The organism is Streptomyces aureus (assembly GCF_001418135.1).
Classification (GTDB): domain Bacteria; phylum Actinomycetota; class Actinomycetes; order Streptomycetales; family Streptomycetaceae; genus Streptomyces; species Streptomyces aureus_A.
In genome coordinates this window covers 1-11,892 of sequence record NZ_LIPQ01000243.1, presented here as the reverse complement: position 1 = coordinate 11,892, position 11,892 = coordinate 1, and the positions used below count along the sequence as shown (strand labels likewise).

The following is an 11,892-nucleotide window of genomic DNA, read 5'->3' as shown; positions in this document are numbered from 1 at the left end:
CCAGTGCTCGTTGAGCGCGTCCATCGACTCGCCCTGCCCCGAGGACAGCAGCCGCTCGAAGTGGTTGTTCGCGAGCTGGCCGTCGTCCTCCAGGTCCTCCGCGAACTCCCGCAGCGCGTCCGCCATCTCGCGATACGCGTCCTCGTCGACGTTCGGCCAGGCCACTCCGATCAGATCGAGCAGCGTGTCCGCCCAGCCCGGCACCGTGACCGCCACGATTCCCCCACCCCCGTCGACGACTCTTTGCAATCCGGAACAGTCCTACCACAGAGGACGCCTGACGACGGGTCCGAGGTTCCCCGCCGCAACAGCACGACGACCGCGCGGCGACCAGCCGAGACGATCCCGCGACGGCCACGCCGCGCAGTCGGCCGGGCACGTGCGGCAATAGCCGGAAATCCCCGCGCACCACCATGACTTCTGCCGAGATGCCCCCGGCGGGTAGCCGGACGATCATGAGGGGCGGGGATGCGACGGGGGTTCGGAGAACGCTTGGGGCGGCCCGGCGCACCGGGCTCCCTACCCCTCGCCCCGATCGCACCCGAGTACGGCGAGCTGTTGGGCCGTCAGCGTGCGGCCGGGCTGATTCACTTCGGGGAGCTCGTGGGAGACGGCGAGACGCTGTCCTTCCTGGACGGCCTCTCCCTTTGCGCCGGGAACCGGGCTCTGGCGCCGGCGCCGGTCACGGGGCCGGCGCGCGGGCCCTCGACGCACTGGGCCCGGCCGTCGTCCGCACCGACCCGGCGCTCTCGCGCCTCGCCTCCCGGCTCGCGCGGCGACCGGGTTCTCCTCGCCTGGCCGGTGCAGGACGGACGGAGCCGGCGCGCGGTCCGCCTCACCCGGGGTGCGGACCGGCCGGCCGTCGTCCCCGGCGGCCCTGGTGAAGGACCGCCGGGAGGGTTCAGCCCTCGCCGGGCTCCAGCCGCAGCGAGATCGAGTTGATGCAGTACCGCTGGTCCGTCGGGGTGGGGTAGCCCTCGCCCTCGAAGACATGGCCCAGGTGCGAGCCGCAGCGGGAGCAGCGGACCTCGGTGCGGACCATGCCGTGGGAGCGGTCCTCGATCAGCTCGACGGCGGAGCTGTCCTTCGGGTCGAAGAAGGACGGCCAGCCGCAGTGCGACTCGAACTTCTCGTTCGACGTGAACAGCTCCGCGCCGCAGGCCCGGCAGGAGTACACGCCCTTGGTGGTGGTGTCCGTGTACTCACCGCGGAACGCGGGCTCGGTGCCCGCCTGGCGCAGCACCTGGTACTCCGCCGGGGTCAGCTCCGCACGCCACTGCTCGTCCGGCTTCTCGACGTCGTACGCCATGAGCTCGCTCCCTCTGCTACTTCGACAGGTGGTCCAGGATCAGCGGGCCGAGGTCCGTGACGTCGCCCGCGCCCATGGTGAGAACGAGATCGCCGGGTCCGGCCATTCCCGCCACGACCTGCGGCACCGTCGCCTTGTCGTGGACGGGCGTCACGTCGGCGCCCGCCTGCCGGGCGGCGGCGATGATCAGCTCGCTGGTGATGCCCGGGATCGGGTCCTCGCGGGCCGGGTAGATGTCGAGGACGACGGACGCGTCGGCGAGGGCCAGCGCGTCGCCCATCTCCTTGCCCAGTTCCTGGGTGCGGGAGAAGAGGTGCGGCTGGAAGACGACCAGGAGGCGGGAGGCCCCGGCGGCGCCCCGCATGGCCTCCAGGTCGGCGGTCATCTCGGTGGGGTGGTGCGCGTACGAGTCGATGACCTGGACGCCCTTCGCCTCGCCCTTGAGCTGGAGGCGGCGACCGACGCCGGTGTAGGCGGTGAGGGCCTGGGCGAGCTCGGCCGGGTCGATGCCGACGCGGGCGCCGGCGGCGAGGGCCGCGGCGGCGTTGTGGGCGTAGTGGCGGCCGGGTACGGAGACGGTGAAGGTGTGCTCGACGCCGTCGAGGGCGACCGTCACCTCGCTCTTCATCCCGTTCGGGACGATCTTCAGGATGCGGGCGTCGGAGTCCTCGGTCTCACCGACCGTGACGATGTTCAGACCGTCGCGGTCCGCGACCCGGCGGGCCAGCTCGCGGGCGCCCGCGTGCTCGCCGACCACCAGGGTGCCGCCGGGGCGGATCTTGGCCGTGAAGGCCTCGAAGGACTCGTAGATCTCGTCCATGGAGGCGTAGTTGGCGTGGTGGTCCAGCTCGACGTTGAGGACGATCGCGACCTCGGGGTCGTACTTCTGGAAGCTGCGGTCGCTCTCGTCGGCCTCGGCGACGAAGACGTCGCCGTCGCCGTGCAGCGCGTTGGTACCGGGACCCGCGAGGTCGCCGCCGATGGCGTACGAGGGGTCGAGACCGAGCTCGGTGAGGGCGACGGCCAGCATGGAGGTGGTCGTCGTCTTGCCGTGCGTACCGGCGACGGCGATGGCGCGCAGGCCGTCCATGAGGGAGGCGAGCGCGTCGGAGCGGTGGACGACGGGGATGCCGAGCTCGGCGGCGCGGGCCAGCTCGGGGTTGTCGGCGCGGATGGCGCTGGAGACGACGACGGCGGAGGCGTCGTCGGCGAGGTGCTCGGCGGCGTGCCCGATGTGCACGGTGGCGCCGAGGGCGCGCAGCGACTGGGCGGTCGCGGAGTCCTTGGCGTCACTGCCGGCGACCTTGGCGCCGCGCTGGGCGAGGATCTTCGCGATGCCCGACATTCCGGCACCGCCGATGCCGATGAAGTGCGGCCGTTCCATGGCGGCAGGGATGGCGGGTGCCATGCGGATCTCTCCCCGGGGTGCGTCGTGCGTGGAAGACCCCAGCCTAGTGGCTCCCGCCGGGTGGGCCCGGCGGGAGCGGCGGGGCCCGGTGTGTGGCGTGCCCGCCGTGCCGGGCCCGTGCCCGCGCCCCCTGCACGGGGCGCGGGCACGGGCGACCGTACGGCTGCCCGGCTCGTCGGTCACTCGGTCAAGCGGTTGCCCGCCTGCTTCTACTCGCCGGCTTCCTCGCTGTGGGCGAAGAGCTTGAGGACGGGGACCCCCACCTTGTGGCGGGCCCGGGAGGCCCAGTCGCGGTGGAAGAACTCCTCCACGTAGTGCGGGGCGGTCAGCACGATCACCTCGTCCGCCTCCGACTCCTCGACCACCGCCTTCATCTTGGTGAGCGGGTGGTCCTCGACGACCTGGCCGACCGCTTCGCAGCCGGCGCCTCTCAGCGCCCGGAGCGAGTGCTCCAGGGCCAGCTCGGCGGGGCCCCTGGCCTCCTTGCCCTCCGGTTCGTCGCCCTCGCGGGCGGCTTCCTTCAGTTCGCCCATGGCCACGTCGTCGATGGCACGCAGCAGTACATCGGCCTGGTCACCACGCGGCTGCATCAGAACGATGAAGGACACGCCCTCGTCGCCGTGCAGGGTGGTGACGAATTCCACGTCGACGGACGTCAGGGGCTTCTCGATCATCAGAACGCTTGTGAACACCTCAGGAGCCCTTCTGCGGAAACCATCCTTCCCCGTGCCCGCACGGGGTCTGCGACAGTAAGTGTGCCCAGCGGACGGTAAGCGGAACGACAAATTCCGCCGATTGTCAGATCCGACGGTAGCGGGTGAAGAGGAAGCCGTCCCGCTCCAGCAGGGAAGCCACGGCGAAGCGTGTCGGGACGGCCACCGGAGGGCCCCCGGCGATCCGCTGGGCGTCACCCGCCGTCATCGTCGGCGAGACCGTCAGACACAGCTCGTCGAGGACCTCCGCGGCCACGAACTGGCCGAGCAGCCGGGGTCCGCCCTCGGTCAGCTGCCGCCGGAGGCCGCGCTCCGCGAGCACCGCCTTCGCGCGGACCGGCTCCACTCCGGCACCGTCGCCCGCCACCAGCACCTCGGCGCCCGCCTCCCGCGCGGCCCGCACCCGCTCGGCGGGCGCGGCGGCCCCCGTGAGGATCAGGGTCGGCACCAGCGGCTCGGTGAAGAGCGGCAGCGAGAAGTCCAGCTCCAGCGAGGCGCTGACCACGGCGATCACCGGGGCCGGCCCCTGTCCGGCGGCGGCACGGCGGGCCGCGAAGGCCTCACGCGCGCGTGCGGGGCGGTAACCCTCCAGGCGTACCGTTTCCGCACCGACGACGACCACGTCGGCGAGGGCCCGCAGGGTGCCGAAGATCCGCATGTCGGTCTCGGAGGAGAGCGGCTGGGAACGCCCGTCGTGCTGCCCCGCCCCGTCGAGCGAGGAGACCATGTTGGCCCGCAGCCAGGCGCCCTCTCCCCCGGGAAGCTCCGGGTACGCGTAGGCGTCGGCGAGCTCGTCGAACGACCACTCCCGGTCGGCTCCCGCCTCGGTCTCGTGGGCTGTCATGTCCGTCACAGGGAACAGGCGTCGCATCCTTCGAGTCTGACATGGCGCTTACAGTGGGGAACTGTGTCGACCCGTGCCCCCTCAGAAGCCGCATCCACCTCAGCGGCCCCGCTCTCGCTCTGCTCCCGAGAGCCCCACGTCCCCGCCGACCGCCTCGTCGCGGAGATGGTGCCGCCGCCGCGCTTCGACTCCGTACGGTTCGACACCTACCTCCCGGACCCGAACCAGCCCAGCCAGACGGACGCCGTCAAGGCGCTGAGCTCCTTCGCCGAGGGCCTGGGCGGAGCGCACGCCTCCGGCGCCGGTAAGCGCCGCTGGTTCGCCCGGAAGCCGGCCGCCCCCACCGGGCCGCGCGGGGTCTACCTGGACGGCGGGTACGGCGTCGGCAAGACCCACCTGCTCGCCTCGCTCTGGCACGCGACCCCCGCCGAGCCCGCGCTGAAGGCGTTCGGCACCTTCGTCGAGCTGACCAACCTGGTCGGCGCGCTGGGCTTCCAGCAGACCGTGAAGACCCTCAGCGAGCACCGTCTCCTCTGCATCGACGAGTTCGAGCTCGACGACCCGGGCGACACGGTCCTCGTCTCCAGCCTGCTCGGCAAGCTGGTCGAATCGGGTGTGGCGCTCGCCGCCACCTCCAACACGCTCCCCGGCAAGCTCGGCGAGGGCCGCTTCGCCGCCGCCGACTTCCTGCGCGAGATCCAGGGCCTCTCGGCCCACTTCCGGCCGCTGCGGATCGACGGCGAGGACTACCGCCACCGCGGGCTGCCCGAGGCTCCGTCCCCGTACTCCGACCAGGTCGTCACGGCGACCGCGTACGCCACGCCGGGAGCCTCCCTCGACGACTTCCCGCACCTGCTCGAACACCTGGCCAGGGTTCACCCGAGCCGCTACGGCGCGCTCACCGACGACCTCGCCGCGGTCTGCCTCACCGACGTCCAGCCCGTCCCGGACCAGTCGACGGCGCTCCGGCTCGTCGTCCTGGCCGACCGGCTCTACGACCGCGAGATACCCGTCCTCGCCTCCGGACTGCCCTTCGACCGGCTGTTCAGCGACGAGATGCTGAACGGCGGGTACCGCAAGAAGTACTTCCGGGCGATCTCGCGGCTCACCGCGCTCGCCCGCGACGCCAAGGGGCTGGTCGCGCAGTAGGTTGGTGGCCGTACCCGATCGAAAGGGATCCACCATGGCCACCGTGCGTCACGCCCACACCGTCTGGCAGGGCGACCTCCTCAAGGGTTCCGGTGTCGTCACCCTCGACTCCTCCGGTCTCGGCTCGTACGACGTCTCCTGGCCGGCCCGCACCGAGGAGCCGAACGGGAAGACCAGCCCCGAGGAGCTCATCGCCGCCGCGCACTCCTCCTGCTTCTCGATGGCCTTCTCCAACATCCTGGCCAAGGCCGACGCTCCGCCGGCCCGCCTGGAGACCAAGGCCGACGTCACCTTCCAGCCGGGCCAGGGCATCACCGGCATCCACCTCACCGTGCGCGGCGAGGTGCCCGGCATGGACGCGGACCAGTTCCAGTCGCTCGCCGAGGACGCGAAGAAGAACTGCCCGGTCAGCCAGGCGCTCACGGGCACGACGATCACCCTCACGGCCGAGCTGGCCTGACGCCACCTCACCTCACGTGCCACATGAGGAACTTGTGGCCCGCATGTTCACGTGTCACCACACGGCGTGATACACACATGCGGGTCACACGTCACATCACACGCCTGTCCGCCAACAGGAAAGTGGGTTGCCTCATGTCCGCAACACGACGTCAGATCCTGTCCCGCACCGGCGCCACCGCCGCCGGGATCGCCTTCACCGGCGCCCTCTCCGAACTCTTCGCCGGCAGCGCCGGCGCCGCGACCGGCGGCCACACGGGGCGGGCCGGCTACGGCCCCCTGATCCCCGACCCCGCGGGTCTGCTCGACCTCCCGGCAGGCTTCCGCTACCAGGTTCTCTCCCGGCAGGGGGATCCGCTCCGCTCCGGCGAGGGCCTCGTCCCCAGTAACCCCGACGGCATGAGCGCCTTCGCCGGCCGTCGCGGCCGCGTGCACCTCGTCCGCAACCACGAGAACCGGGTCACCGGCAAGATCGGCGTGCCGACCGTCCCGGGCCTGACCTACGACCCGGCCGGCAAGGGCGGCTGTACGGCCCTGGAACTCGACGGCCGGAACAACGTCCTCGGCGAGCGGGTCGCCATCGCCGGTACCGCCGTCAACTGCGCGGGCGGGCCCACCCCCTGGCGTACCTGGCTGACCTGCGAGGAGACCGAGGACAAGGCCGGGACGAACGGCTACACCAAGGACCACGGCTTCATCTTCGAGGTCGACGGCGCCGACCCGCACCGCACCGGCGCCGTCCCGCTCACCGCCATGGGCCGCTTCCAGCACGAGGCGATCGCGGTCGACCCGACGAGCGGCGTCGTCTACGAGACGGAGGACGCCTTCGAGCGCCCCTTCGGCCTCTTCTACCGCTTCCTCCCCCACCGGCCGCTCGGCGGCACGGGGTCGCTGCGCGCGGGCGGCGCCCTGGAGGCCATGCGGGTACCGGGCGTCGCCGACCTCTCGGTGATCCAGGAGGCCGGCACCCGCTTCGAGGGGATCGAGTGGGTCCCCGTACCGGACCCGCAGGCGGTGGAAACCCCCATCAGGCTCCAGGACTTCGGCCCTCGGGGCATCACGCACGCCCAGAAGCTGGAGGGCTGCTACTGGGGCGGCCGGGCCGTGTACTTCGTGTCGTCCTTCGCACGCGTGAAGGACGGCTCCGGCGCGACGCACTTCGGCCAGGTCTGGAAGTACGAGCCGCACCGGCGCCGGCTCACCCTCGTCGTCGTCTTCGGCCCGGACACCGACATCCAGCTCCCCGGCGAGTCACCGGACAACATCTGTCTGGCGCCGAGCGGGGGCCTGATGGTCTGCGAGGACGGCGAGGGGGCGCAGCACGTCTTCGGGGTGAGCGAGCGCGGCGAGGTGTACGCGCTCGCCCGGGGCGCGCAGAACATCGGCACGCCCGAGGCGCCGGAGTGGGGCGAGTTCGCGGGCGTCACCTTCTCGCCGGACCGGGGAACCATGTACGTCAACTGCTACACGCCGGGGACGACGTTCGCGGTGACGGGCCCGTGGTGCTGAGCTGAGGGCGGCGCCCGGTCGCGCGCACTCGCGGGCGGCCGGGTTCCGTCGCACGATCGGGGGAGGACGGACGCGCGGCGCGGCGGAAGGAGCACGAGGTGGCGAGGAAGGACGGCATGAGGGGCGGCGAGAAGAAGCGGAAGCCGCAGGAGACGTCCCTGCGGGACCTGCTCCGCGTCCCCGAGGGCGATCGCGTCGACCTCACCACGTACGACGCCTCCGCGACCCCGGGCGGCCCCGCAGACAAGGCGGCCGGTCTGGCCGCCACCGCCGCCCTCGCGCCGCGCCTCGCGGACCTGCAGGAACGCCTGTACGCGGCGAGCACCGCCGGTGACCGCCGGCGGGTGCTCCTGGTGCTCCAGGGGATGGACACCAGCGGCAAGGGCGGCACCGTCAAGCACGTCATCGGCCTCTTCAACCCGTCCGGCTGCCGTATCCGCGCCTTCAAGGCCCCGACGCCGGAAGAACAGAACCACCCGTTCCTCTGGCGGATCATGAAGGCCCTCCCGCATCCGGGCGAGATCGGCATCTTCGACCGCTCCCACTACGAGGACGTGCTCATCGCCCGCGTACGGGAACTGGTCCCGCGCTCCCAGCTCAGCCGCCGGTACGAGGAGATCAACCTCTTCGAGAGGTCCCTCGCCGACGACGGTGTGACGGTCGTCAAGGTCTTCCTGCACATCTCGTACGAGGAACAGCGCAGCCGCCTCCTCCAACGTCTGGACAACCCGAAGAAACACTGGAAGTTCAACGTGGGCGACATCGAGGAACGCGGCATGTGGCCGGCGTACCAGGAGGCGTACGAGATCGCCCTGAGACGCTGCACGACGGACGAGGCCCCCTGGTACCTGGTCCCCGCGGACCGCAAGTGGTACCGCAACTGGGCGATCAGCAGACTGCTCCTCGAACACCTGGAGGCGCTGGACCCGAAGTACCCGCCGGGGAACTTCGACGTGGCGGAGAGCCGGCGGCGGCTACTGGCCACGTGAGCGGCGCCAGAGCCTGAGCGACGTCTCCAGTGACCGGGACAGGCTCGCATCGAGCAGACCCAGCCTTCCCTGCTGCGCCATCGTGGTGAACAGCCGGTCCCGCAACGCCACGTCGTGCGGATGGTCCAGCCACTGCGCGAAGGCGGTCATGAGCCTCGTGTCGTCGAGCCAGGTCACCAGATCGAACAGAAGCTCGATGTCCGAGTCGCCGAGGTCCCTGACGGCGATGCCGAGCCTCAGGTCGTCCCCTTCGGGGGGTCCACCGTCCCGCAGGCCCGCGCCGAGGACGAGGGCCGCCATGTCGTGCCTTCCGGCCGCCGCGAGGCCGACCGCGAGCCGTAGCCCGAACCGGTCCGTCGGGCGCCCCCGGGCCAGCGTCCTCGCCAACCGGCTCATCCGCAACGGAGCCGCCGTGCCGGACAGAGCAGCGCTGACGATCGAGACCACGTCCGCGTCACTCCGTATCCGGGACACCGCCTCGGCGAGCACGCGGTCGCCCTCGGGGCCGGAGGGGGTCGTGGTGTTCCGCAGCCCCTGATGGACGGCGGCCGCGTTGCGCGGGGTGATCCGCGCGGCCACCGCGGACGTCCACGAGTCCCGGATACGGCTCCGTCCCTGCCGTGCCACCTCCGGGGCGAACTCCAGCACGTCCTCCAGCGGCCTCAGCCGTGCGACGTCGGCGGCGAACGTCGCCGCCGTGCCGACCCCCACCTCCTCCTTCAACCAGCCCAGCAGCCGCACCAGTTCGCCCAGCGGCCGCGACCACGCCGCCTCCGTCAGCTCGCGGCTCGCCTCGGGGAAGTTCTCCTCCTCCCACAGCCCGGCCAGCTGGGCCTGGAACGCGTCCAGGGGCACGGCTCCGGTCGCGGGGCTCCGCCGCGACAGCTCCTCCTCCAGGCGCAGCACCCGGTCCCGTAGCTCCGCGCCGTGGTGTTCCGCCTCCGCGCGGAGACGTTCGGCGTCCTGGAGGTCCTGCCGGAGCCGTGCGACCTCGCGCAGCAGGTCGTAGGCGGGGGCGGGATCCGCGCGCTCGGCGCCCCAGTCGAGGCGGAGCTGTGTGAGGTCGTCGGCGAGGCGACGGACCTCGTCCTCCTTCCGCTCCAGGAGGGTCTGCAGCGCCTCGATGTTCCGCTCGGCGCGCCGGGTGTCCCGGCGGGAGCGGGCCAGCTCCCCCCGCAGGCTCTCCAGCTGGAACTCGTCCGGGTTGCAGACGCGCAGCGCCTCCAGGCGCTGGTTCCTGAGGGCCTCCTTCGCCTCCAGCTGGAGGGGCGCGCCGAGGTGGTCCTCGACCTCGCGCACCAGTCGGTCGACGAACTCCTGGGGCGCCAGCCGTCGGCCGCTCAGGTAGCGGGAGACGGCGGACTTGTCGAGGTGGACGCGGTGGGCGTACTGGGTCTGGGTGATGCCCAGCCGCTTGAAGAGGCCCGTCAACACGTTGCCGAGGGCGGCAACCTCGGCGACCCCGCCACGCTCGATCTCCGACGAACTCCCCTGCGTACGGGCGACTTCGGTCATCGCACACCTCCCCCTCGGCGTTGCCGCGACGCCGGCAACGGTTGCGGCTTTCGCAACGTACCGGACGGGCCCGACGGTGGTGGCTCGCTCCTCCGGAACCCGACACCACCCCAAGGAACCCGATGCGTACTCTCCGCTGGGCCCAGCGCGCCCTCATCGTTCTCGTGGCGACCCTGCCCCTGCTCCTCGTGACGCTCGCCTTCGTGCCCGCCCTGCTCGTCCTCCCCTTCCGGCGGGAACGGGCCGCGCACGCCGACGCGATGGTGCGTCAGCTCAGCGCGTGGACTCGGGTGCTGCTGCTGTCGAGTCGCGAGCGTTAGACACTTTGATCAGTTAACTTCCGATCGTGAACATTTCTGTACGGAACCTGACGGCGCTCGGTCTTCTGGGCGCCGTCCTCGTCGGCTGCGGCCGGGAAGCCGTCGAAACGCCCCCGGCCCCGTCGGCGAAGGAACCGGCCGCCCGCACCAGCCCTTCGCCCCGGGCGAGCGCCGCGGCGGCCGGCCCCAAGCCCGCGCGCGTCCCCGCCGCACCGCCCACCATGGCTCCGGGGCCCGGTGGCCTCACCCCCGTGTACACGCACCGGGCGAAGGGCGCGGGCAAGGGCGCGGAGAAGGTCGTCGCGCTCACCTTCGACGCCGACATGACGGCCGATCAGGGGCCCCGGGCCGCGCAGGGCGAGCGTTTCGACAATCCGCAGCTCATCGAGACCCTGCGCCGGCTCAAGGTGGACGCGACCGTGTTCATGACGGGCCGCTGGGCGGAGGAGTACCCGGACCAGGCGAAGTCCATCGGCCGCGACCCGCGCTTCGAGATCGCGAACCACTCCTACAGCCACTACGCCTTCGCGTCCCCCTGCTACGGCCTCCCGACCGTCGCCAAGCCCGACATGGCGGACGACGTCCAGCGGGCCTTCGACGCGTTCCGCGACGCCGGGGCGGTGAACGTCGTCCCGTACTTCCGCTTCCCCGGCGGCTGCTACGACGACGCGGCCCTCCACGCGCTCGCCCCGGCCGGGGTGACGGCGGTCCAGTGGGACGTGGTCAGCGGCGACGCCTTCGCTCAGGACGCGGACGCTGTGGCCGAGCAGGTCCTCGACGGGGTGAAGCCGGGCTCCCTGGTGGTCATGCACTGCACACGCAGCGCGGCGCCGGTCACGGAGCAGGCGATCCGCCGCATCGTCCCGGAACTCCGGGCCCGTGGCTACCGCTTCGTGAAGGTCTCGGAGCTGATGGGCGGCTGAGCTGACGGGCGGCTGAGGCGATGGGCGGACGCACTGCGGCCTGCGGGCTGCGGCCTGCGGGGCGGGCTGCGGGCGGATGACCTGATGGAGGGCCTAGCCCGAGCAGGCCGTGCGCTCCGCCTCCCGCCACTCACAGACCGGGCACAGGGTGATGCCCTTCGTGGACTCCGGGTACTCGGTCGGCTCCTGGCACAGCACACAGGCGGCGAAGGGGCCCTCGGTCGCCGGCTCGGGCTTCGGGACGGGCTCCGGGGTGAAGCAGTACGACGTGGACTCGGTGGACTCGGTCATGTCGTTCATGTCTTCGAGCGTACTCACTCCAGGCGGGCCGTGGCCCCGCACGCGAGGGCCGCGCACACCGCCGCGAGCAGCACGGCGCCCCCGCAGGCGAGCCACGGCGGGTCGGCGGTCGCCGTGCGGGCGCCGGTGACCAGCGCGGTCATCGCGTGCTTCGCCGGTGAGCCGGTGGTCACCAGGGCGAGCAGCGAGCCCAGGACCAGGGCCGCGACGGACCAGCCCGGGGCCCGGACGAAGGGACGGGACGCCAGCGCGCCGACCGCGGCACCCGTCAATGCGCAGGCCAGAGCCGCCAGGAGCCCCGTGGTCACGGCGGCGGGCGCGGTGACACCGCGCCGGTCGCCGGTAGCCGTCACCGCGAGGACCGCCACCACGCCGACGAGGGCGGGCAGGACGGTCCCGGTGACGAGCGCCGCGAGATGCGCGCGGCCCCGGCCGGCCGCGCGCATCTCGCGGC

14 protein-coding genes are annotated in these 11,892 nt (G+C 72.2%); 6 read left to right on the top strand and 8 right to left on the bottom strand.

From position 1 onward, the window contains the following. The 5 genes from AOK00_RS20625 to AOK00_RS20605 form a co-directional block, all read right to left on the bottom strand. On the bottom strand, positions 1-216 hold a 216-nt coding region (locus AOK00_RS20625), incomplete at its 3' end, for a hypothetical protein (protein ID WP_055601770.1). A gap of 685 nt (positions 217-901) precedes the next feature. After that, a complete protein-coding gene (gene msrB, locus AOK00_RS20620; protein ID WP_030322995.1) occupies positions 902-1,309 on the bottom strand; it encodes a peptide-methionine (R)-S-oxide reductase MsrB in 408 nt (135 codons plus the stop codon). Positions 1,310-1,325: 16 nt separating this feature from the next. Further along, positions 1,326-2,717, bottom strand: coding sequence for a UDP-N-acetylmuramate--L-alanine ligase (gene murC / locus AOK00_RS20615; RefSeq protein WP_055601769.1), 1,392 nt, complete (start codon positions 2,715-2,717; stop codon positions 1,326-1,328). A 209-nt stretch (positions 2,718-2,926) separates the two neighbouring features. After that, entirely contained in the window at positions 2,927-3,409 is a 483-nt protein-coding gene (locus tag AOK00_RS20610; protein WP_079042099.1) for an indole-3-glycerol phosphate synthase, read from the bottom strand. A 106-nt stretch (positions 3,410-3,515) separates the two neighbouring features. Further along, the gene (locus AOK00_RS20605; RefSeq protein ID WP_055601767.1) at positions 3,516-4,301 is read right to left on the bottom strand and encodes a pyrimidine reductase family protein; all 786 of its coding nucleotides are present in this window, start codon (positions 4,299-4,301) and stop codon (positions 3,516-3,518) included. 36 nt (positions 4,302-4,337) lie between these two features. Between AOK00_RS20605 and zapE the strand changes: the two genes are divergently transcribed. From zapE to AOK00_RS20585, 4 genes are all read left to right on the top strand, one after another. Next, a complete protein-coding gene (gene zapE / locus AOK00_RS20600; protein WP_055601766.1) occupies positions 4,338-5,423 on the top strand; it encodes a cell division protein ZapE in 1,086 nt (361 codons plus the stop codon). 34 nt (positions 5,424-5,457) lie between these two features. Next, on the top strand, positions 5,458-5,883 hold the full coding sequence (locus AOK00_RS20595; protein WP_055601765.1) for an OsmC family protein: 426 nt from the start codon (positions 5,458-5,460) through the stop codon (positions 5,881-5,883). A gap of 134 nt (positions 5,884-6,017) precedes the next feature. Continuing rightward, on the top strand, positions 6,018-7,391 hold the full coding sequence (locus AOK00_RS20590; RefSeq protein WP_055601764.1) for an alkaline phosphatase PhoX: 1,374 nt from the start codon (positions 6,018-6,020) through the stop codon (positions 7,389-7,391). A 116-nt stretch (positions 7,392-7,507) separates the two neighbouring features. Beyond that, complete coding sequence (locus AOK00_RS20585; protein ID WP_055601773.1) at positions 7,508-8,380, top strand: PPK2 family polyphosphate kinase; 873 nt, start codon at positions 7,508-7,510, stop codon at positions 8,378-8,380. On the opposite strand, the gene AOK00_RS20580 is transcribed toward AOK00_RS20585, so the two are convergent. Next, positions 8,366-9,895: a helix-turn-helix domain-containing protein gene (locus AOK00_RS20580; RefSeq protein WP_055601763.1), complete on the bottom strand. Its 1,530-nt coding sequence runs from the start codon at positions 9,893-9,895 to the stop codon at positions 8,366-8,368. The two genes, AOK00_RS20585 and AOK00_RS20580, sit on opposite strands and share 15 nt — an antisense overlap. A 122-nt stretch (positions 9,896-10,017) precedes the next feature. Between AOK00_RS20580 and AOK00_RS20575 the strand changes: the two genes are divergently transcribed. Together AOK00_RS20575 and AOK00_RS20570 are read left to right on the top strand one after the other, a co-directional pair. Further along, complete coding sequence (locus tag AOK00_RS20575; RefSeq protein WP_055601762.1) at positions 10,018-10,215, top strand: hypothetical protein; 198 nt, start codon at positions 10,018-10,020, stop codon at positions 10,213-10,215. Positions 10,216-10,241: 26 nt separating this feature from the next. Then, positions 10,242-11,138 (top strand): polysaccharide deacetylase family protein, encoded by an 897-nt coding sequence (locus AOK00_RS20570; RefSeq protein WP_254047431.1) that lies wholly within the window; start codon positions 10,242-10,244, stop codon positions 11,136-11,138. A 93-nt stretch (positions 11,139-11,231) separates the two neighbouring features. Here AOK00_RS20570 and AOK00_RS20565 read toward each other — a convergent pair whose 3' ends face one another. Continuing rightward, complete coding sequence (locus AOK00_RS20565) at positions 11,232-11,429, bottom strand: hypothetical protein (protein ID WP_055601771.1); 198 nt, start codon at positions 11,427-11,429, stop codon at positions 11,232-11,234. 23 nt (positions 11,430-11,452) lie between these two features. Beyond that, positions 11,453-11,892: hypothetical protein (locus tag AOK00_RS20560; protein ID WP_055601761.1), on the bottom strand; the 440-nt coding region annotated here is incomplete at its 5' end.